General features: G+C 38.9%; 20 protein-coding genes and 1 tRNA gene. 7 read left to right on the top strand and 14 right to left on the bottom strand.

Annotated elements, in window-relative coordinates; genetic code table 11:
- Positions 1-2 precede the first annotated feature (2 nt).
- From CBW18_RS11905 to CBW18_RS11915, 3 genes are all read right to left on the bottom strand, one after another.
- Positions 3-75, bottom strand: a tRNA-Lys gene (locus CBW18_RS11905).
- 153 nt (positions 76-228) lie between these two features.
- Entirely contained in the window at positions 229-927 is a 699-nt protein-coding gene (locus tag CBW18_RS11910) for an NUDIX domain-containing protein (RefSeq protein ID WP_088301568.1), read from the bottom strand.
- Complete coding sequence (locus tag CBW18_RS11915; protein ID WP_088301569.1) at positions 928-1,599, bottom strand: HAD family phosphatase; 672 nt, start codon at positions 1,597-1,599, stop codon at positions 928-930. It lies immediately after the preceding gene.
- 133 nt (positions 1,600-1,732) lie between these two features.
- Between CBW18_RS11915 and CBW18_RS11920 the strand changes: the two genes are divergently transcribed.
- Positions 1,733-2,884, top strand: coding sequence for an aldose epimerase family protein (locus tag CBW18_RS11920; protein ID WP_088301570.1), 1,152 nt, complete (start codon positions 1,733-1,735; stop codon positions 2,882-2,884).
- Positions 2,885-3,044: 160 nt separating this feature from the next.
- On the opposite strand, the gene CBW18_RS11925 is transcribed toward CBW18_RS11920, so the two are convergent.
- From CBW18_RS11925 to CBW18_RS11945, 5 genes are all read right to left on the bottom strand, one after another.
- Positions 3,045-4,214, bottom strand: a complete 1,170-nt coding sequence (locus CBW18_RS11925) for an alpha-hydroxy acid oxidase (RefSeq protein WP_088301571.1) — start codon at positions 4,212-4,214, stop codon at positions 3,045-3,047.
- Positions 4,215-4,361: 147 nt separating this feature from the next.
- On the bottom strand, positions 4,362-5,183 hold the full coding sequence (locus CBW18_RS11930) for an amidohydrolase (protein WP_088301572.1): 822 nt from the start codon (positions 5,181-5,183) through the stop codon (positions 4,362-4,364).
- A 3-nt stretch (positions 5,184-5,186) separates the two neighbouring features.
- Positions 5,187-5,516 carry an L-rhamnose mutarotase gene (locus CBW18_RS11935; protein ID WP_088301573.1) on the bottom strand — a complete coding sequence of 110 codons (330 nt, stop codon included), beginning with the start codon at positions 5,514-5,516 and terminating at the stop codon, positions 5,187-5,189.
- Positions 5,516-6,370: a fumarylacetoacetate hydrolase family protein gene (locus CBW18_RS11940; protein WP_088301574.1), complete on the bottom strand. Its 855-nt coding sequence runs from the start codon at positions 6,368-6,370 to the stop codon at positions 5,516-5,518. Before CBW18_RS11940 ends, CBW18_RS11935 begins: the two co-directional genes overlap by 1 nt.
- A gap of 100 nt (positions 6,371-6,470) precedes the next feature.
- Entirely contained in the window at positions 6,471-7,235 is a 765-nt protein-coding gene (locus CBW18_RS11945; RefSeq protein WP_088301575.1) for an SDR family NAD(P)-dependent oxidoreductase, read from the bottom strand.
- A gap of 779 nt (positions 7,236-8,014) precedes the next feature.
- On the opposite strand from CBW18_RS11945, the gene fucP reads away from it, so the two are divergent.
- From fucP to CBW18_RS11960, 3 genes are all read left to right on the top strand, one after another.
- Positions 8,015-9,307 (top strand): L-fucose:H+ symporter permease, encoded by a 1,293-nt coding sequence (fucP, locus tag CBW18_RS11950; protein WP_088301576.1) that lies wholly within the window; start codon positions 8,015-8,017, stop codon positions 9,305-9,307.
- A 238-nt stretch (positions 9,308-9,545) separates the two neighbouring features.
- On the top strand, positions 9,546-10,334 hold the full coding sequence (locus tag CBW18_RS11955) for an SDR family oxidoreductase (RefSeq protein ID WP_088301577.1): 789 nt from the start codon (positions 9,546-9,548) through the stop codon (positions 10,332-10,334).
- 179 nt (positions 10,335-10,513) lie between these two features.
- Positions 10,514-11,530 carry a zinc-binding alcohol dehydrogenase family protein gene (locus tag CBW18_RS11960; protein WP_088301578.1) on the top strand — a complete coding sequence of 339 codons (1,017 nt, stop codon included), beginning with the start codon at positions 10,514-10,516 and terminating at the stop codon, positions 11,528-11,530.
- Positions 11,531-11,613: 83 nt separating this feature from the next.
- Here CBW18_RS11960 and araA read toward each other — a convergent pair whose 3' ends face one another.
- The 5 genes from araA to CBW18_RS11985 form a co-directional block, all read right to left on the bottom strand.
- Positions 11,614-13,104 carry an L-arabinose isomerase gene (gene araA, locus CBW18_RS11965; protein WP_088301579.1) on the bottom strand — a complete coding sequence of 497 codons (1,491 nt, stop codon included), beginning with the start codon at positions 13,102-13,104 and terminating at the stop codon, positions 11,614-11,616.
- A gap of 178 nt (positions 13,105-13,282) precedes the next feature.
- The gene (locus CBW18_RS11970; RefSeq protein WP_088301580.1) at positions 13,283-13,984 is read right to left on the bottom strand and encodes an L-ribulose-5-phosphate 4-epimerase; all 702 of its coding nucleotides are present in this window, start codon (positions 13,982-13,984) and stop codon (positions 13,283-13,285) included.
- Positions 13,981-15,681, bottom strand: a complete 1,701-nt coding sequence (locus CBW18_RS11975) for a ribulokinase (protein WP_088301581.1) — start codon at positions 15,679-15,681, stop codon at positions 13,981-13,983. The genes CBW18_RS11970 and CBW18_RS11975 overlap by 4 nt, the downstream gene beginning before the upstream one ends.
- Before the next feature lie 213 nt (positions 15,682-15,894).
- A complete protein-coding gene (locus CBW18_RS11980) occupies positions 15,895-16,275 on the bottom strand; it encodes a DUF4260 domain-containing protein (protein ID WP_216359234.1) in 381 nt (126 codons plus the stop codon).
- A gap of 62 nt (positions 16,276-16,337) precedes the next feature.
- A complete protein-coding gene (locus CBW18_RS11985) occupies positions 16,338-16,907 on the bottom strand; it encodes a Crp/Fnr family transcriptional regulator (RefSeq protein ID WP_088301582.1) in 570 nt (189 codons plus the stop codon).
- Between the two features lie 422 nt (positions 16,908-17,329).
- On the opposite strand from CBW18_RS11985, the gene CBW18_RS11990 reads away from it, so the two are divergent.
- Together CBW18_RS11990 and CBW18_RS11995 are read left to right on the top strand one after the other, a co-directional pair.
- Positions 17,330-18,169, top strand: coding sequence for a PRC-barrel domain-containing protein (locus CBW18_RS11990; protein ID WP_088301583.1), 840 nt, complete (start codon positions 17,330-17,332; stop codon positions 18,167-18,169).
- 205 nt (positions 18,170-18,374) lie between these two features.
- Positions 18,375-19,154 (top strand): NIPSNAP family protein, encoded by a 780-nt coding sequence (locus CBW18_RS11995; protein WP_088301584.1) that lies wholly within the window; start codon positions 18,375-18,377, stop codon positions 19,152-19,154.
- A gap of 147 nt (positions 19,155-19,301) precedes the next feature.
- Here the strand turns inward: CBW18_RS11995 and CBW18_RS12000 are convergent, their stop codons facing one another.
- Complete coding sequence (locus CBW18_RS12000) at positions 19,302-21,179, bottom strand: patatin-like phospholipase family protein (RefSeq protein WP_088301585.1); 1,878 nt, start codon at positions 21,177-21,179, stop codon at positions 19,302-19,304.
- A gap of 852 nt (positions 21,180-22,031) precedes the next feature.
- Between CBW18_RS12000 and CBW18_RS12005 the strand changes: the two genes are divergently transcribed.
- A complete protein-coding gene (locus CBW18_RS12005; RefSeq protein WP_216359235.1) occupies positions 22,032-22,655 on the top strand; it encodes a carboxypeptidase-like regulatory domain-containing protein in 624 nt (207 codons plus the stop codon).
- The last annotated feature ends 202 nt before the right edge of the window (positions 22,656-22,857 follow it).

Below are 22,857 nucleotides of genomic sequence, written 5' to 3' on the forward strand. Positions count from 1 at the left end.
TGTGATCCCGCTGGGATTCGAACCCAGGACCACTACATTAAAAGTGTAATGCTCTACCAGCTGAGCTACGGAATCATTTCCTTTTGTTTAAGGAGGTGCAAATATAGAGATAATAATTAATCACGCAAATGTTTTTTGAAATTAATTTTTAGTCATACATTTATGATAAAAAATCACGACTATAAATAGTTGATTTCTAATTTTATAGCAAATCAGAACACCCAAAAATTATTTCACAGTCTTTGGAATAAAATTTAAAAAAGACTGAAATTGCGCCTTATGTTTGTTTTTATCCAGTTTAAAATAAAATGCGCCACGTCTGGAGTTTGATTTATCTTTCTCAGTCTGCTTGATCAATAAACCACTGGCGGTAATTTTCCGGATGAAGTTCCGATTGTCAATCGGGGCATCATATACCTGTTCATACAAAGCCTGCAATTGTGGGATGGTGAATTTTTTGGGCAAAAGTTCAAAAAGGATGGGGTGCAGGGCTGCCTGATAACGGATTTTATCCATAGCCGCCTGTACCATTGTGTTATGATCGAAGATTAATTGCGGTACTTCTGTCACATTAAACCATTCTGCATGGTACTGATCGTTGATTTGGGTACTGTACTTATTGATGTCAATTAAAGCAAAATAAACCACTGAAACGGTACGCTCAATAGGGTCACGGTCGGGGCAACCATAGGCATGAAGCTGTTCCAGGTAAACATCATGTAAGCCGGTCAATTCCAGTAAAATCCGCTTGGCTGCGCCATTTAAATCTTCTGCTTCACCGATAAAACCACCCATTAAGCTCCATTGATCTTTAACCGGTTCGATGGCTCTTTTAATCACCAGCAGCTTAAGCTGTTCACCATCATAGCCGAAGATGATGCAATCTACCGCCACCAATACAGGTTTTTGATTGATATATTTTGCCATTTAAAAAAGCGTATTTAATTTAGGGTCGTTGTAATTACTGATAAAAGTAAGGATATTGGAATAATCTTCAAATTCTGCTAGAGTATGCGTAGTCGTTAACACGATGCATTTCATTCCTGCGAGCAGGGCCGATTCTACACCTTTCGGTGCATCTTCAAAAACCAGGCAATCTTTAGGTTGAATCTGAAGTGCTGCTGCGGCTTTTAGAAAAGTTTCCGGGTCAGGCTTGCTAACTGCGACATCATCGGCACTGACGATCGCGGAAAGATAATGACGGATATTCAATCCATCCACCACAAAGTTGATATTGAAAGGAATGGCTGCAGAACCAATCGCCATTTTGATGTTTTTGTCTCTGGCCTTATCCAGAAAATCAGCTAATCCGCCAATTAAGGCTAAATGGGGGAGGTATCCTTCCTGGTATCGTTTTTCCTTATCGAAGGAAAGTTTTTTCACCTCCTCATCACTAAATTTATTTTTACCGAAAACACGCGCTAATACCTCATGGTTTTTTCCATACATCTCTTTTTTTACGACATCGTAATCCAGATTGGCACACAGATCTTCATTCATCACGGCATGCCAGGCCTTGGTGTGGTATTCCATATCATTGATCATAGTGCCGTTTAAGTCGAAAAGAAAAGCGCTGGGCTTAAAATGAAAATCTTGCATATCGCCGTTAAATTATATGATTTATTTTGCAGATGTATCAAGAGGCACATCAATAATCTTACAATTATAATTATAATCGTCATGGCAAGGATAATATATTTTCTTAATTTAGCCCTAACCAAAATAGATCTTTATGAAAAAAATAATGCTTAGCGCGGTACCATTGGCAACATTTTGTTTAGCTGTGGCGCTTTCTTCCTGTAATCCAAAGGCTGATAAGGCTACAGAAACCATTGCGCAAACAGATTCCTTAAAATACAATACCACCATTGACGGTAAAAAGGTAAGTCTTTACACCTTGAAAAATGCAAAGGGTACCACCGTTACCATTACAAATTATGGTGGGCGGATTGTTTCACTTTTAGTGCCTAATAAGGATGATAAATTAACAGATGTGGTGTTGGGCTACGACAGTATTGGTGCTTACCGCAAAAAAGGAGAGCCGTTTTTCGGAGCTTTAATCGGCAGATACGGCAACCGGATTGGCAAAGGCAAATTTACCTTAAATGGAGAACAATATACTTTACAGCTGAACGACGGGCCAAATACCTTACACGGTGGAACCGATGGTTTTTATTCGAAAGTATGGGATGCAAAACAGGTAGATGGGCAGAAGTTAGAATTAACCTATACCGCTAAAGATGGCGAAGCCGGATATCCAGGTAAGCTGGATATAAAGGTGCTGTATACTTTAACAGATGATAATGCTTTACAGATTGATTATACAGCCACTACTGATAAGGCTACAGTGGTAAACCTGACCAATCATGCTTATTTTAACCTAAATGGTGAGGGAAATAAAAGTATCCTGGATCACGAACTTACCATCGCGGCAGATTCGATTACCCCAGTTGATTCTACTTTAATTCCGACAGGTAAATTATTAGCTGTAACCGGAACTGCATTTGATTTTACCAAAGCCAAAACCATTGGAAAATCTATTGAAGAAAGCAATGAGCAACTGAAGTTTGGAAAAGGCTACGACCATAACTTCGCACTGAATAAACATGATGCAAAAACACCTGTGGCTACGGTGAAAAGTACTTCAACAGGAATTAAAATGGAAGTATATACCACTGAGCCTGGCTTACAGTTTTACAGCGGGAACTTTTTAACAGGAGCTGATCAAGATGGTAAGGGGGGTAAATCTTATCCGCACCGCTCAGCAATTTGTTTGGAAACACAGCATTTTCCTGATGCACCAAATCATCCAAACTTTGCTTCTACAGAATTGAAACCCGGAGAGACGTATAAAACGAGTACGACGTATAAGTTTTCAAAATAATAAAAAAGCGCTCCTGCAACTGCAGGAGCGCTTTTTCTTTTGCCGTTGATTTACAATTTTTTTGGCTTAGCTGCAGAAACTCGGAAAGAAAGGAAACAGCAGCATGTATTTTATCATTCGCAACACTTGGGATATTTGGTCTCCTGACATCGGACTTCATTTATACTTTCAGCAGCCTGTCAGGGAATTGCGATATCTTCTCAATGGTTAATTGCTGCATGATCTGGTAGAGGTGCGTTTTGAACATGTTAATGGTGTGTTCACCACCTTCATCACCCAGGGCACCAACGCCATACATAAACGGACGACCCATAAAATTGAATTCAGATCCAACGGCATGCGCCCTGGCTAAATCAACTCCTGAACGAATACCACCATCCATCATGATCTTGAGTTTCGATTTATAAGCCGGATTTGCCGCTAACTTCATTAATGAATTGATGGATGATTCACCTGCATCAATTTGCCTTCCACCGTGATTTGATACCATTACACCGTCTACCCCAATCTGTATAGCAACCTGCATATCTTCATCGGTTGTAATACCCTTCAATACCAATGGCCCTTTCCAGATTTCGCGGATGGCAGAAACCTTTTCGATATCAACTTTGCCGGTAAAAGTCCTGTTCATGAATTGTCCTAATTGCGACATATCCATACCTTTTTCCATGTATGGCTTTAATGTAGCAAAAGATGGAATGCCATGCTGAAGTGTTTTAATACCCCATAACGGACGGGCAAAAGCCTGCAGGATGTTATTGATCGACATTTTAGGGGGAATGGAAAGTCCGCTTTTGATTTCCTTGTACCTTAAACCAAATGCCGGAACATCAACCAGTACGACCAAAACCGGGCACTCAACCGCCTTCAAACGATTTAGTATATCATCTCTCAGCCTGTTCTCTGTAGGATGATAAAGCTGAAACCATGCCTTTCCTTCAGATACCTCGGCAATGCGCTCGATGCTGCTGGTAGAAACAGTACTTAAAGTGTAAGGGATATCGTGTTTGGCAGCTGCCCTAGCTAAAATTTCCGGTGCGTTTGGCCACATTAAACCTTGTAATCCTATCGGAGAGATGCCAAACGGAGCACTGTACTTACGCCCGAAGAGTTCTATTGACATATCAATATCTCCACCAACTCGTAAATAATTTGGTTTAAGATAAATATTATCAAAGTCGTTCTCGTTACGGGCTAAGTTCAATCCTTCATTACAACCACCTTCTAAATAATCAAATGCGAACTTAGGGATTCTGCTTTTCGCTTTGCGTCTTAAGTCGGCAACAGAGGGATATTGAGAATTATAAGGAAAGGTAATTTTTTTACTCATTATTTAAGCTATTGTTTCTGTCAGATGCCTTTTAAAATTGAAAACTAATACTATATATTAATTTCTCCATCCTGCACTATCTGTTATATTTGGTTTATTTGAGCATTTACCTGATTCGAAACCTTAAAAAGGCCTGATAGCTATGCTTTAAAGCTTATAAAAAGCTTTCGCAGTATTTCCGAAAATTAATTTCCTTTCTTTTTCGCTAAACCTTAAAGCGTATTTATTAACCAGGTTAAACCAATCCTCATAAGGGCGACTTACCAACACAACCGGCCAATCGCTGCCATACATCACCCGCTCTACACCAAAATTTTCAAATACCACATCAAAGCAATTAAAAAGTTCTGCTTCTTTCCAGTTTTTCCAATCTGCTTCTGCTAACAGTCCTGATACTTTACAGGTAACATTTGGATTTTCAGCCAGCAGTTTAATGTTTTCGTTCCAGGTTTTTAAATCCTGGGTTTTAACATCCGGTTTTCCGCAGTGGTCAAGAACAAATGGTTGATCAGGAATTTGATCAACCATTTGTATAATGCTTTTCAGCTGGTTATGGTAACACAATAAATCATAAGTGTAACCAAATTTTTTCAACTGTTTAATCCCATTGATAAAAATAGGATCAAGAATGAATGCGGCTGTTTCAGCCTGAAGAACATGTCGCCAGGCCTTAATCTTTTTAAAGTTTTTATAATAATCAAGCCTGCTTTCTAAATTTGGATTTTTAAAATCGATCCATCCAACAATACCTTTGATCATATCATGATCATCAGCCAGGTTCAGCAAAAATTCATTTTCTGCTTCAGACTGATTGGCCTGAACGGCTATGCAACCTGTAATCTGAAGATCTTGATATATCCGGCTTAAGTTTTCAGGAGCGAAATCATTCCGGATCGCCCGCATGTCTTCCGTTATCCAGCTGTCTCTATCAGGGTCGAAGTTCCAAAAATGTACATGGGTATCTATCATGGGTTATAGCTTGAAAATTTTATCCATCAACCGCCATTTTTCTCCCGGCTGAGCGCCGGGAAGGGCCTGCTGGTATTTCCACATCAGGGTTTCCCATTCCTGTACTTTAGGGTTCTCAAGGTCGGCTTTTGCTTTTTGCTCAAAAGAGAAATCTTCATTCACTTCCATTATCATAAACAGCCTGTTTCCGCTTAAGTAAATTTCCATATCAAGCACGCTGGCCGATGTGATGCTTTCCTGTATCTCCGGCCAAATTGCTTCATGATATTTTTTATATTCAGCAATCAAAGATGGGTTGTCAATCAGATCAAGAGTGAAGCAATATCTTTGCATTATTTTTCTGTGTAAGCTTTAACTTCTTGTTTACTGCTGCCTAAACCATCAATTCCTAACTCCACCACATCGCCTGCTTTTAAATACCAGGGTTCTGGTTTTTGTCCTAATCCAACGCCGGCAGGTGTACCAGTAGAGATTACATCACCAGGCAAAAGTGTCATAAACTGGCTGATGTATGAAACGATAAAAGGCACATTAAATATAAAATTAGCGGTATTACCATCCTGCAATGTTTTTCCGTTTACGGTTAGCCACAGGCGAAGCTTGTGCACATCTTCAATTTCATCCGGCGTAGCAATAAAGGGACCGATAGGAGCAAAGGTATCACAGCTTTTACCTTTTACCCATTGTCCGTTACGCTCAATCTGGAATTCACGTTCGCTGTAATCATTGTGTAAAGCATAACCCGCTACGTGGTTTAAGGCATTCTCTTCTGAAACATAACTGGCTTTCTTGCCAATAACAATTGCCAGTTCAACTTCCCAATCCGTTTTCCTGCTATTTTTAGGAAGGATCAGGTCATCATTAGGGCCAACAATTGCTGATGTGGCTTTAAAGAATAAAATGGGTTCTGTCGGAATGGCTGCATTGGTTTCGGCTGCATGGTCCTTATAATTTAAACCTACGCAAACTATTTTAGACGGACGTGCTAAAGCTGGTCCGAGGCGTACACCTTTATCTATTTCAGTTAAGCTTGCTGATGTAAGATCCTGCTTTAATTTTTCCAGGCCATTGCCGCCAAAGAATTCTTCATTGTAATCCTGTACCAAACCAGAAACATCATAGTATTTATTATCTATAATAATTCCTGGTTTTTCTGCGCCTGCCGCTCCAAAACGTATTAATTTCATGTTGTTTTATTTAGTATTAAATGTCAAATACAAGATGTAGATTATTAATTATCAAAAACTTTCCGCATTCCGCTTTCTGCTTTAAGCTTTTCGCTTCCGCCTAATTATTCAAAGTAGTAAAACCCCCATCAATAGGGTAGTCGCAGCCTGTAATAAACGAAGCCTCATCACTGCATAAATAAAGGGCAAGGGCTCCTACTTCTTCGGGTCTGGCCATTCTGCCAATCGGCTGTGTTTTAGATAATTTCTGAAACATTTCCGCTATATGATCAGGATAGTTGTTTTTTAAAAATCCATCAACGAATGGCGTATGTACGCGGGCCGGCGAAATGGAATTACACCTGATGTTTTCACAAATATAATCTTTCGCCACACTCATCGTCATGGCTTTTACCGCACCTTTTGCTGTGCTGTATGCAAAACGATCAGGTAAACCTACTAAAGATGCAATAGAGGCCATATTAATAATGACTCCACCACCAGCAGCACGCAGGTGAGGAATTGCTGCATACAAACAATTGTAAACACCCTTTACATTTACCCGCATTACCCGGTCAAAATCAGCTTCTTCTGTAGTATCTGCCTTGCCAATATGTGCAATACCGGCATTGTTCACCAGGATATTGATTTCCCCGATCTGATCAAAAATGACTTTAACATTTTGATGGTCAGACACATCACAGGCATAACTAAAAGCTTTACCGCCCTGATTGCTTATTTCTGCTAATGTTGCTTCTGCCTGCCCGATGCCCAATTCTAAAATATGGACTTCAGCACCCTGCTGTGCTAAAATGATCGCTATAGCTTTCCCGATACCACTTCCGCCGCCAGTAACTATTGCTTTTTTATTTGTTAATGAAAACATCCCTTATTATTTATATATAATTGACAGTCGAAATATATGGATTAAAATTAATTCCAATGTTAATATGATATTCAATTTCATTGATTTTTATGGTATCTGATACTGCATTTGTTTTGATTAGAATGAAATACAAATAAAATAAATAATGCTGATAAAAATTTTATCTGCTGATCTAAATATCCATCAAGATGTTTAGGCCTTAGTGATGAGTTGAAAAACAGTTTTCTCTGAACCAATTTTTACAAGTTTTTATGACTACGTTTCCCCATATTTGATTCTTATTAACCAATATTCCAGTGTATTCCCATTCAACGGATTTTACTGTTAACGCCAACTTAAACGAGAAAATTGCTTATTACTTATAAATTATAAAGATCACCGTATGATGAATGCCCATATTTTTGATGAACCCATTTATCTTAGATACTTCATTCTAAATGGTAATTTATGTCGTAAAATACCGGATTGATAATCCACAAATGACTTAAAGAAGCTAATCCAGTATATGCTTTAAAACCATTTTATCTTTATGGTCTCATAATCAGCAACCTCAAGGGGATCGGGCCGATTATAGTATATTCTAAATGTTTTTTACTAATTTCAAAATTTAAAACCTATTGATTGAAGCCAACTGGATAACATATAATGATCTATAGCTTGCATTGGCTTTGAGAACAGATGAACTGATGGGCGCAATGGCTTATCTTCAATGAGCATAGAAGAGGCCATTTGGTTCTTTTTTCAGGCCAGCATTACCATAATAAATAAAACCAAATATAATGAACCACAACACCGCACCAGAAATTATAACAACAGGAGATCCCTCATCAGGTAAGAAATACGTATTACCATTTATACTTGTAGTAAGTTTATTTTTCCTTTGGGGAATGGCCCACAACCTGGATTCCATATTAATACCGCATTTAAAAAAGGCATGTAACTTAAATAATAGGCAATCTACGCTGATAGACACATCCGTTTTCTTTGCCTATTTTTTAATGGCGATTCCGGCCGGAATGATCTTAAAAAAATGGGGGTATAAAGCCACTATGATTTCAGGCTTACTTGCTTTTGCATTTGGTGCATTTTTATTTGTTCCTGCTGCTAATAACCTTTCTTATGTGACATTTTTGGTCGCTCTTTTTATCATTGGCTGTGGATTAACGATGCTTGAAACATCAGCCAATCCTTATGCAGCAGTTTTAGGCGACCCGGCTAAGGCTACGAGCAGGTTAAATTTGGCTGCATCATTTAATGGCCTGGCCGCAATGGTGGCTCCAATGATTGGCGGATTATTTATTCTGTCAGGAAAATCGCACACGAAAGAAGAACTCGCAGCAATGTCAGAAGGGAGCAGAAACCACTATTTTCTGGAAGAAGCTGCTTCTGTTAAAATGCCTTACATCACTTTGGGTATTATTTTACTGGTTATTGCTGTGATATTTTATTTTATTCACCTCCCTGAAATTAAAACTAAAAGTATTGATGGCGAAGCCAAAGGAAGCTTTTTCGGGGCATTGCGACATCAGCACCTCAGGTGGGCAGTGATTGCGCAGTTTTTTTATGTAGGCGCGCAGGTATGTGTAACGAGTTTTTTTATCAGGATGGCTCAGCAAGGTGGTGGCTTTGACGAAAAGACAGCAGCATCTTACCTGGCTATTTACGGTTTTCTCTTTACCGCAGGCAGGTTTGCAGGAACTGCACTTTTACAATTTATTGCTTCTCATCAGCTTTTATCGATTTATGCTGTTATTTCTGTTTTATTGTGTTTACTGGCCATTACAGGAAGTGGTGTAATCGTGGTTTATGCACTTGGCGGACTAGGTTTTTTTATGTCTATTATGTTCCCCACTATCTTTGCTTTAGGGATTGAAGGAATCGGAGATGATACTAAACCAGGTTCTTCGTGGCTCATCATGTCCATTGTAGGTGGTGCAATTTTACCATTCGGAATGGGAACATTAATTGATATGTATGGAGATCATATTCAGGTGGGTTATAGTATCCCATTGGTTTGTTTCGTTGTGGTGCTGTTTTTCGGATTAAGAGGCTATAAAATCGCGCATCGCTAACCTGTTCCAGTTTTATATTAATGAGATGGTCAAATAACTTTATGATCTCGTATTTTAACTTTAACTGACATATAAAACGAAAGCGGCATCGGCATGGAAAATAAAAAATGAGGAATTTAAAACAAAACACTACTAAAATTTAGAAGAAAACATTTCAAGCAATTGGAACGGATTTCTGAATAAAAGAATTGCAAATGGCATTTACATTCACCATTGCTATTATTTCTAATTAAAGAATATGAATTTAAACTTAAAAGAAAAAGTCATTATCATTACTGGTGCCGCAAAAGGCATTGGACGGAGCATTGCAGAGGTTTTTGCAAAAGAAAATGCAATTGCGGTTATTGTTGGCAGAAAAGCAGCGGATAATCAGCAAGTAGTGGATGCAATTGTGCAGAATGGCGGTCAGGCCGCGCAGTTTGTAGCGGAACTATCCAGACCGGAAGACTGCAAAAATGTGATTCGCTCAATTGTTGAAAAATTCGGAAGAATTGATGGTTTGGTAAATAACGCCGGCGTTAACGATGGTGTTGGTTTAGAAAGTGGAAACTACGAAGATTTTATGGCCTCATTGCACAAGAATGTGGTTCATTATTACCTGATGGCACATCATGCTTTGCCTGAATTGATCAAAAGTAAAGGTGCGATAGTCAACATAACATCCAAAACGGCTGAAACCGGACAAGGAAACACTTCAGCCTATGCGGCAGCAAACGGTGGCAGAAATGCGTTAACCCGCGAATGGGCGGTTGAATTATTAAAGTACGGAATCCGTGTTAATGCAGTGGTAGTGGCCGAATGCTGGACACCGGCTTACGAAACCTGGATCGAGACCTTGGCAGATGCGCAGTCAAAGCTTGATGAGATCACCTCTAAAATTCCTTTGGAAAACAGGATGACAACGGCTGAAGAGATCGCCAACATGACAGTGTTTTTGATGTCGGATAAATCCAGTCACACCACCGGACAGATTATTCATGTGGATGGTGGTTATGTGCATTTAGACAGGGCTTTGGCAAACGCATAGAAAAATAATTAGAGAATAATAGAATTAGAGAATAATAGAATGAATGGCTATAAATCGCTTTACATATTCTTTCATTCAAAACTCAATTATTCTTACATTCAAAATTAACTAATTCAATCATTTTTTCATTCAAAATTCATTCATTCAAAATTCACTCATTTATTCAATTATTGAAATATATGAAAATCCTTACTTGCACTACACCTGGCACTTTTGAATATTCAGAAACTGAAAAACCTGAATTAAAGAAAGACCATGCCATTATCAAAATCAAACGAATCGGAATCTGTGGAACTGATTTGCATGCTTTTGAAGGTACTCAACCCTTCTTCAATTACCCAAGAGTTTTAGGTCACGAACTATCCGGGGAGTTAGTAGAAGTAGATGGTGCTGAAGGATTTACAATAGGAGAGAAGGTTACTTTTATTCCCTATTTTAATTGTGGCGAATGCATTGCCTGCCGGATGAACAAACCCAACTGCTGTGTAAAAATGCAGGTTTGCGGTGTGCATGTAGATGGTGGGATGCGAGAGTATCTGCAGGTACCATCCCGAACGCTTTTGCATGGCGAAGGTTTGAGTTATGATGAGCTGGCCTTAGTAGAACCTTTGGCTATCGGAGCACATGGCGTTAGGCGGGCTGATGTTCAAAAAGGTGAGTTTGTATTGGTAATAGGGGCCGGACCCATTGGATTAGGTACAATGGAATTTGCGAGAATTGCCGGTGCAAACGTGATCGCTTTGGATATTAATGAAGACCGGTTAGCTTTTTGTAAAGAAAAATTAGGGGTTGCGCACGTTATTAATGCACTAGATGCCGACGTGGTTCAGCGGCTTAGCAATATTACCAATGGCGATATGCCTACAGTGGTAATCGATGCAACAGGAAATCAAAAAGCTATTAACAATGCGATCAATTACATGGCGCATGGTGCAAGATTTGTGTTAATCGGCTTGCAGAAAGGTAATCTCATATTCAACCACCCCGAATTTCACAAACGCGAATCCACTCTAATGAGTAGCAGAAACGCCACTATCGAAGATTTTGAACACGTAATTAAATCTATGAAAGCTGGACTGGTAAACCCGACCAATTATATTACCCACCAGGTTACTTTTAGCGAAGTTAAGGAGCAGTTTAAAAGTTGGCTGGATCCGAAAAACGGGGTGATTAAAGCGATGGTAAGTATCGAGTAGATTTCTTTTATTTCTGCACTTTGCAAATGAAAAAAAGCCGATAATTTTTAATTATCGGCTTTCATATTTAGTAGTTTAAAGAACTATTTGTAGAATACCTCGTTCCAGTGCAATTCATTTCTGAACTGGTTGATTTTAGTATCTGCACCAATATTTACATATTCTAAACCTGCAATATTGGCGAAGTCTAATAAATGTTCAGTAGTCAGATTCTGGCTATAAGCCGTATGGTGTGCACCACCGGCATAAATCCAGGCAGCACAACCTGTTTTCATATCAGGAAGTGGTTTCCAAAGTACACGAGCTACCGGCAAATTAGGTAAATCATTTTCAGCTTCAACTGCTTTTACTTCGTTCACTAACAAGCGGAAGCGATTGCCCATGTCAATTAAAGATGCATTTAAAGCATCACCACCTGAAACATTAAAAACCAAACGGGCCGGATCAGCTTTGCCACCAATACCTAAGGGATGAACCTCTAAACTTGCCTTGCCTGAAGCTAAACTGGCATCAACCTCGAGCATGTGCGAGCCTAACACCATCGAGTTAGCCGGGTCAAAATGGTATGTATAATCCTCCATAAAAGCATTACCACCAGCTAGTCCGGCACCCATTACTTTACAGGCACGTACCAAAGCTGCTGTTTTCCAGTCGCCTTCACCAGCAAATCCATAACCATCGGCCATTAAACGCTGAGCGGCAATTCCCGGAAGCTGAATCATACCATGTAAATCTTCGAAAGTATCAGAGAAGCCCTTGAAACCACCATCTTCCAGGAACTTTCTTAAACCTAACTCAATCTTTGCAGCATCATAAACCGATTGATGTCTGGCACCACCAGCCTTCAGGTCGTCAGCCATGTCATAAGTTTCTTCATATTCTGTCAACAAAGCCTGAATCGAATCTTCACCTATTTCATTAATTACAGCTACTAAATCACCTATGCCATAAGTGTTTACTGAAAAACCAAATTTCATTTCGGCCTCCACTTTATCACCATCAGTTACAGCTACAAAACGCATGTTGTCACCAAAGCGAACAAACTTTGCACCTTGCCAATCGTTCCATCCGGCAGCAGCACGGCACCAGGTATCAACCTGTTTTGCTACTTCTTCATCTTGCCAGTGACCTACCACTACCTTACGGTCTTTACGCATGCGCGAAACCATGAAGCCAAATTCACGGTCTCCGTGTGCACTTTGGTTCAGGTTCATGAAATCCATATCAATGGTATTCCATGGAATATCGCGGTTAAATTGGGTATGCAAATGAAGCAAAGGTTTTTGCAGAACATTCAAGCCTCTGATCCACATTTTAGCCGGTGAAAAGGTGTGCATCCAGGTCATTACACCAATACAGTTCTCGTCAATATTGGCTTGTTGCAGTGTTTCGAAAATTTCTTCAGTAGTTTTCACAATGGGTTTGTAGACTACCGAAACCGAGATATTTTCATTTTGGTTTAATGAATCGGCTACCTGTTGTGCATGCTCAGCTACTTGTTTTAAGGTTTCTTCACCGTACAAATGTTGTGTACCAGTGATAAACCAAACTTGTAATTTTTTTAAATCAATCATTATTTATTTTATTTAAATGCTAATAGTTTATTGTTGGTTATATGATTAATCGATTGAAAACTTCAGACTAAGTAATCAATTAATGTTTATCAAAATATTGTTTACCCGAAAAGTCAGGGCAGGCTGTCGTACCTCCTCGTGATAACGGATACGAGGTGACTCAAGACTCCAAACTCCCTCAAACCTGTCCGTAATAAGCGCCCGCACCGTGCTTACGCTCGTAATGTTTTTCAATTAATGAATCTTTTAACTTCGGTGCCTGTGGATTGATCTGCTGTGTTAACATCGCCATTTGTGCCACGGCCTCCAGTACTGCGCTGTTGTAAACAGCTTTCTCTGCATTTTTTCCCCAGGTAAATGGCGCGTGGTTGCCTACCAGGATCATTTCGACCTCTTTGTGACTTAATCCTAAACTTTCAAAATGGTTCATAATCTGGAAGCCGGTTTCGTATTCATAATTGCCTTTAATCATGGCATCATCCATCGGCGGTGCACAAGGAATATCAACAGTTAAGTGATCAGCATGTGTGGTTCCATAAATCGGAATGGCCTTTTGTGCCTGTGCCCAGGCAGTTCCGTAAGTAGAGTGGGTGTGTACTACGCCGCCAATATCTTCCCAATGCTTGTATAAAACAGCATGCGTTTTAGTATCTGATGAGGGACGTAAATTTCCTTCAACGGTATTCCCATCGAAATCCACGATCACCATCTTATCAGCTGACAAATCCTCGTAAGGAACACCACTTGGTTTAATGGCAAAAACGCCTTTAGCACGGTCGGCTGCGCTCACATTTCCAAAAGTAAATAACACCAGACCTAATTTTGGCAATTGCATATTAGCCAGATAAGCCTGCTCTTTTATATCCTGATAGTTGCTCATGACAAATAAGGTTTAACATCCTTTTTATTATATTTTTCCAGGTATCTACCCAGGCCTAAGTAAGCCTGATAGTGTTGGCGATACAATTTCTGCTTTTTAATATCTGGGGTATATTCTTTTTCAAATCCTGTTCCCATAGCGGCCATTGCGGCTTCGATATTGGGGTAGATACCAGCAGCAACTGCGGCGAACATGGCTGCACCTAAGGCGCAGGTGTGCTCAAAACGGTGGATTCTGATTGGCATTTCTAAAACATCAGCCATCATTTGCATAATGTAAGATGATTTTTTGGCTACTCCGCCAATGCCAATAATTCCTTTCACCGGAACGCCTTGTTCTTTAAAGCGATCGACAATGGCTTTTGCACCAAAACAAGTGGCGGCGGCCAAAGCACGGAAAAACCGGGGGGCATCGGTACCTAAACCAAGCCCTGTGATGGCACCTTTAAGCTCCTGATTGGCATCTGGTGTTCTTCTTCCATTTAACCAGTCGATGGCTAACTCAGCATAATCATCATCATCCAGCGCATCAGCCTGTTTGCTCAGGTTAGCAATGATTTTGCTTTCCAGTTCGTCTTTCAAAGCGATTGCCGTAGCTTCATCAATTATATTAGATTCGGTAAGTAAATGATTTAAAGGCCAGCTGATTAAGTTTTTAAACCAGGCATAAACATCGCCAAAAGCAGATTGACCGGCTTCTAAACCCGCCATACCCGGAATTACCGAACCGTTCACCTGTCCGCAGATTCCGCTAATCAATTTACCATCTAAATCCTGATTTGGCGCTACCAAAATATCACAGGTACTGGTACCCATCACTTTACTCAGGTAATAAGGTTCAATCTGACCGCCTACGGCACCCATATGTGCATCGAAAGCACCAACGCCGATGACTACATCCGTTTTTAAGCCAAGCTTATCTGCCCATTCATGGCTCAAAGTTCCTGCAGAAACATCGGAGGTATAAGTATCCGCAAAAAGTTTTTCTCTAAAGTCAGCTAAAAGCGGATCCAGGCTGCTGAAAAAACTTTCCGGAGGTAAACCATCAAATTCTTCTGCCCATAAAGCTTTATGTCCGGCAGCGCAGCGGCTGCGTTTCATGGTGGCGATGTCATTCCCTCCGGTTAGTAAGAAAGGAATCCAATCACAATGCTCTACCCATGATTCGGTACTGTTTTTAACGGCAGCATCTATTCTGAAAATCCGCAGTAACTTAGACCAAAACCATTCTGATGAATAAATTCCACCAACATATTTTAGATAGTTGACCGGAAAATTTTTAGCGTGATCATTAATTTCAGCCGCTTCTTTAACTGCGGTATGATCTTTCCAAAGCACAAACATGGCATTTGGATTTTCTTCAAAACCCGGCGTTAAGGCTAAGGGAGTTCCTGATGCATCAACAGCAACCGGGCTAGATCCAGTTGTATCAATGGAAATTCCTTTCACTAAATGTGCAATTTCAGCTCCTCCTGCTTTTGCCAAACAATCTTTAATGGTGTGGGTTAAGCCTTCAATATAATCTAAAGGATGTTGTCTGAATTGATTGATGGACGGCTTACAATATAAACCTTTTTGCCATCGTGGGTAAAGAAAAACGGAAGCCGAAATCTCTTTTCCATTAGCGGTATCTACTAAAACAGACCGAACAGAATCGGTCCCGTAATCAACCCCAATTACATAGTTTGCTGTGCTCATAACAATAAATAATCGTCTAATTAACGTTTATTTATCCGGATTATAAAATTTTATGAAAATTTGTTAAAAAAAATATAAGTAAACATTCAACAGGTGGAAATAACACTATTGAAAACGACCCGGATTTTAGGGAACAAGTACATCTTCATCCATTAAATGGTTTACTTACATCTATTAATCTTTTAAAAAATGGCTGATTTAGACCGAAAAATTTTATTGCCCTTTTCCTATCCAGCCTGAACTGGTATGTTTGAAATTATCTGTAAACTTTAGTCCGTAACCCAACATGCGGTCAAAAGATGAATGTGCGGCTAATAGTAAGCCTATTGAAATAAGAATATCCATGTGCATCAGAAAGCCTGTCGCCAGCAAGCCTATTGCTACAGCACGGTGATGGAACAAGTTATACGTGAAAGCACCTATGCGGGAATTTACCAGATAACCCAGCATTGAAAGGTCAGGTGCAAAAAACAGCAATACCCAGAGCCAAACAGATAATCCCAGATGATATTTCGTTAAGAAATAAATAGCAACCGCGGTTATAGCTGCTTCTTCAATTTTGATAACGACAGCCATCGTTTTTTCGTGATTCATGACAATGATTTTTGATTCCCTTAAATATACAACTGAAACTTCGGCACTGCGCTTGACAAAAATCAAGAAACCATTTTTCTGCGTATACGGCTAAAGGTTTCAGGTGTCATGCCTAGCATGGACGCCAGATATTGAAGCGGAACCTGGTTAAAAAGCTCACGATTTTCACTAAAGAATTTTTGATAACGCTTCTCGGCAGTCATGGAGATAAGGTCTAAAATACGATTCTCCATCATTACAAAACATTTACCCATGAACAGTTTTTCAAATTCATGCCATTTGGACACCAGTCTTCCGATAGTAACGTATGTTTCATAATCAATTGTGTATAAATGCGTTTCTGTTAAAGCCTGGATATCAAAGCGGGATGTTTCGCGAAACATGAAACCCCGGAGATCGGTCATAAAATATCCAGCTGTGCCTATCCACTGGGTAACTTCTTTGTCTAATAGGTTCACAAAAACCCTTAAAATGCCGCTTTTTATAAAACTAAGTTTATTGCAGGACTTCCCGGTTTGTAAAAAATAGCTTCCCTTTTCCACTACTTCCGGTTTAAATAATTCGCTCACTTTTTGGCATTCATCAGCACTAATGCCGAAATGGTGATTGATATAACTTTCAAGTTCGTTCATTTATTTCATTTAAGTGATGATAAAGATCGACAATATGGGCTGATACTAAACAGCTAATTAGGTAAAATATGTTACATGCCAAAAATGGAAATTCCTAAAACCAGTTTCCTTATAAAGGTATGCTAAGTCTTTCTATAATAATTCTTTGGCGGTTCAATGTTTACACGCGTTGGTTGATCATCTGTTATTTTCTTTACGCTTAACGATAAATAGGTTTTGAAATATTTAAAATATAGTAGCTCTTTTTATCTTAGGAGAGAACTTAAGAAACTTAATGCACTCATCTATCTGTAATTTTATGATGATTAAACTAGTGCGAACAGACGTTTTTCAAAATTCCTCAGCTTTCACAAACAAAACCATTTCCTTACGCTGTTGTTTGAGAGAAGAGGGAAAGTGAATTCCCGCAAAATAAATAAATTATGAATTCAGGAATTATTGAATATGTTAACCTCGAGGAATTATCTAAGGGCGATTATAAGTTGATTGATGGTGAAATGGATATTACAGGTTGGTCGGTAAAGGATGAAAATGATAGGCAGGTTGGTAAAGTTAGAGACATGTTATTTGACCCTGTGCAAAATGCTATCCGATATATCATCATTGATCTTGACCAGTCAATTTCTGGTGATGATGAAAAAGCAATACTGATTCCCATTGGCTACGCAAACCTCGCAGATAATAAAAAAGAAGTGATTTTACCAGAAATGGTGGAAAGCCAATTTATTGCTATGCCGCGTTATATTATCGGTGAGGTAACCAGAGATACCGAAATGCAAATCAGATCAGTAATAGCAGGTTCGCCTGTATTAGATATGGAAGAAGAATCAGTTGAGACAGTCCATGCTGAGTTTTATCGGCATCATCATTTCGATAGAGGCAATGTTACCGCTATGCATAATGCTACGGAAAATACCAATATGAATGAACTATTTACGCAACCTACACCAGAAGCAGAGACTATTCCTGAAATTACTGATACAATTGAAACGACAAATATTTCGGAGGTGGACAATGAAATACATTCAGCTACTACACTTCAGGAGTTTTCAATCGATACTCAAGATGGAACTTTTGGCATTGAGCCCCAGGAAAATGGCACCTATCGAATCTTTGATAAGGAAAAGAAGATTGGTTTAATATATGCGGAACCAGGTGAGCAGGGTTTACGCTGGCGCACAATGGATCAGTTAGGCGACCGATTTGTTACGATGATTGGCGAGGCAATAAGAGTACATAACGATTCACAAGGTAATTTATAGGCTTAGATTTAATGGCAGCTGAGATAAACAGTTGCCATTAAATAATGAGCGAAATTATAATAACAGGTATTACATATAAATTAACTAGATAAGCTTTTTTATCCATATCATACATTAAATTGCGACTTTACCACTTTCAAAGCTTTATCTAAAATTAATCCTCTGTTGCTGACTTCATATCGTTAATCTTAAATTATTTCTCATCATGACAATATTTAAGTTTTCACTTATAAAGCTGATTTTCAGTGCCGCTATTGTATTTATGTACAATTCGTCCTTTGCCGCTAAACCTGCATATTATTATCAGATTAAGATTTATCATCTCAAAGATGCGGCACAGGAAAAAACAGTCGACCATTATCTGGAAAACGCTTATTTGCCTGCATTACACCGGCAAGGAATTTCAGGTATCGGCGTATTCAAACCCATTCAAAAGGATTCTGCTGAGCTAATGATTTACGTATTGATCCCGTTCAGGAAAATTGAAAATTATCTTAAAATAGAGCAGGCATTGCAAAAAGACCAGACTTATCTCAGCGCAGGAAATGACTATTTAAATGCAGCATTCAATCAGGCGCCTTTTTTGCGTATAGAATCAATTATTTTAAAAACTTTTGAAGGTATGCCTTCTCCTGCGGTACCGAAATTAACATCGCCCAAAGCAGAAAGGGTGTACGAACTCAGAAGTTATGAAGCCAGTACCGAGAAACTTTCATTAAATAAAATTGCCATGTTCAATGAATTGGAGATCAGTATTTTTAATAAACTTAATTTCAATGCGGTATTCTACGGTCAGGTCATCTCTGGAAGCAAAATGCCCAACCTGATGTACATGACAACCTTTAATAACAAGGCTGATCGCGACAATCACTGGACTGCATTCGGACCGGAGTACAAAAAGATCAGCGGATTACCACAGTACCAGAACAATGTCTCGAAAAATGTAACAACCTTTCTTTATCCAACAGATTACTCCGATATCTAATTTATAATCTACTTATTTTCTAAAATCTGGAAAATGCACTACAGCATCTTGATTTGACTTAAACCAATCAGGGAGATAAATTTTAATATCAAATGGCTATTCTTTTTTTGAACAATATAGTTAGCTGATTGCATGTCGTTAAGTGCTTCAATCTTTAAGTTGATCAAAAAGAAAATACGGATTTTCTTTAAAATGAATAAAATCACGTTCCAGCAGGCTTTTTAAGTGTGTAAGTTCAGCCTGATGGGCAGGGTCTACGGCAACATTTTTCCTTTCCAGCGAAATCACATATTCGAGCAGATTTGCACAGGTGGTAAACTGCCCGGTGCTGACAATTTTTTTAAGCACTTCACCTTTCACCTGAATGGCATCAAACCAGAGGGTGGTATCAGCTGAACGGGCGATTTCGGCTATGGGATTAATTTTTTCAAGACCTTCCAGCAGGAGCTGTTTATCAGCCGGTGTAGGCAGCCACTTTAAACGTTTTTGGTTGTTAAACCGGTTGTGCCTGGCGGCTATATTATAAGTACTTAACTCGTAAATAAAATTGGGCACTCGCCTGTTATCCCATCTCGAATCTTCGAAAAATATCTGGTAAATCAGCCGCCTGACCTGCTTTAAGTTAACGTCTGATACCATCGTCACTGCGGAAGTTAACCTGGCTTTGATCATTTGCTCAAGTACATTCAATCGGGTGAACTGCAGGTAACCAGCCAGTTTATCGGTAATAATGGCGGAGAAAAACTTTTGAAGGCCAAGTTTAATGTAAAGCAATTCCCTTAAATCAAAAGTAATGAGGCTATTGATCAGCTTTTTACCTGTTGATGAATATACCATCATACTACTTAGAACAGTGAGAGTAGCGGTAGCACTGGCTAAAATGATCAACAGTAAATTTATTTCTGAATGTTTGAAAATCCATCCCATTGCGGCCAAAATGATACAGGTAAAGCTAAACAGTAGGGGATAACGGTTAATGTTTTTTGCCGTCTTTTTAAATTTGGTGAGATAGTAATTCAGGCTGTTTTCTCTCCAGCCCTGCTTTTGTTCGATCACCGGAGACTCATAACTGTCCATAAAATAACTGGCTACATCGGTAACGATGATCAGGTCGAATGGGTCAGGTTTTACCCTGTTACGTCTTTTTTTATCAGCCAGCATCAGGCTGGAAAGTCCCTGGTTATCCGTGATTCCGCCATCCATCAATGCTACAGTGTTAATATGACTATCCTTTTCCTCTTGAGCAGTTAGGCCACCTTCCGGTACAAACGACAGCGGGAAGCTTTTTTCATTATAATTTTCATAATAAAGCGCTGATCTTAATGCTGCTGCATTTAATGTTTTTTCCGGAGAATCAGCATAACTGAAATCAGACGGGTAAACAATGGGTTCAAAGCCAATTGGAAAACAGGAAGAAGCGGCCAGCACGTCACCTAATTTGATCTTTTTAAAGGTTTCCAGCTGCTTATGATCAAACCAGAGGTAATTATTCCCAATGACCTGATGTGGATTGTCTGTTCCATCCGTCTGAAAACGAAAACTAAGCCCCCGGTAAAATTCAGTACTATTGAAGCAAACTTCCATCTTTTTCCTGTAGCTTTTTTCAAAAAAAACAGATAGGGTTTGTTGTTTGAAAAAGATCTCATCATAAGCCTTTGCAAAAGAATTGATCAGGTTTCGCTGTTTGAAGTCAGCACCAGCCTGCCATTGGCTATCATCATTTAGGGTAGTCAGAGCAAGTTCTACTATGGCCTCGCCGTTAAGATCATGATAAAGCTTCTTGTAAAAATCGATAAATGGCTGATCCTGATGTACACCCGCAGCATAAAGCATGGAGGCAATTGTTCCGCCGGAGGCTGAAGAAATGAAGCTGATTCTTTCTGTCAATGATTTTCCATTGCTTTCGAGGTGATTCAGGTAGCTTAAAGTACCCAGGCCGTAAGATGCAGCGCGGAATCCACCGCCTGAAAAGGCCATGGCTATATTTTGGAATGGATTTAGTGCGATGAGCGTGTCATTCGTCATTTTAATAAGAAATTGAGTAAGCGTTAATATTTTTAAATAACTGAGAATACATGGATATTCTTAGAACTAAGATAAAAAAATAAGTTGTTTTTTTGCTGCATCGATAGCTTACATTTTATATCTCATGTGCCGCTATAATTTTACTGTAACCTAATGCCAGGTTATCTGATTGTTTAACAGTTCTTTAAATTAATGGAATAAGGCAGGCTTACATTGTCAATGCATGCATTGCTCGATTGACATTTGAATAGAGTACATCTCCGTTTGTAGCTCCGCTAACCGCAATAATCCTGTATTCAACATTTACTTTTTGGGATATGGATTACTGTTTGCAGATTCATCATTTTTTTAACAAGATGTAATGAATATCATTAACAATAAACACGGTGCTACGGCAAATTTTCAACATTTTGTTTTTGATACATGTTTCATAGATTTTTGACAAGTGATGTGCAAAATCATAAGCTATCTTATTGACCGACAATTCCTGGTTTTAAAGTATTCTATCTGCCTGTATTGGGTATTTTCTTTTCAATAATGGTATGATTTTATGCTGCTGCTCATCTTATTAATTTTTTATATAGTGATCATAAATATGCTTTATTGATATCCTTAAATACCAGAAAATAAGTAGAAAAAAAACAACAAATACTGGTATTTATTTACGGGATTTCTTCATCTAGCTTTGTCTCCAATTCATCGTACCATCTAAATTGCATTTAAAATGATTGTCTATCCGGAATTTTAAAAGATCAGACCTCGGGTGATGCTGTTTGATCGTAAGCTGAAGCTTGTTTTCATCATCTTTAAAACCTATAAATAAAGATTACAAAATGTATAAATATTAATCCTATGAATTTAAAAAGTTTTGTTTTAACCATTATGATCATTGGTGGTGTTGCCTATCATTCTCTGGCACAGTATAAAGAGCCTGAAGAAAAAGATAAAAAGCAAATCTTCTACCCTGAAGTTGTTTTTGACTCCCTGCAGGCAAAAAAAATGCTGGCTAAAGGAACTGCTACCATAAAAGGTGTGGCTTTTACAAAGGCAAAAAACAATATGGGCTTCAGAGCCGGTGCAAGAATTCTGGCCAATCAGATTAAGGTCGTCTTATTACCGGTTACCCCTTATTTTGAAGCCTGGTACCAACTGAGGAAAGACAAAGAGAATTTTAGAAAGAGGCGTTATGTCTACCTCTCGACAGCAGCTTACATGTACAGGCTGGAAGCCATTACGAACAGCGATGGTAAATTTACTTTTCCGGAAATGAAACCAGGTAAATACTTTTTACAGGGATTTTTAGACTGGACCTCCAACGGCTATTACAATGAGTATACAGGTTCGGGTTACAACAGTTATGGCGGACAGACCAATTATTATCAGCAAAAAAAATATACAGTTGACCACCAGGACAGGATTGAGGAGTTTGTAGAGGTTAAAGAAAATGGAGAAATCGTTAAAGTAAGGTTGCATTAACCTATTTGAAATTTCGCTAAAGAAGCGTTTCTCTTTCTGTAATTCTGATCATCCAAAGGCTTTCATAGTTTTGGATTGATTCAGATATTTTATTTCATCTTTAGATTTTCTGACCAGTTTTTGATTGAGAACTTACCAATACCAGGTTGCCCCGATGGCCAATAAAATCGTTTTAATAATTCAGCTCTCAATATCTCTCTGA

The organism is Pedobacter sp. AJM, assembly GCF_002197755.1.
Lineage (GTDB): Bacteria > Bacteroidota > Bacteroidia > Sphingobacteriales > Sphingobacteriaceae > Pedobacter.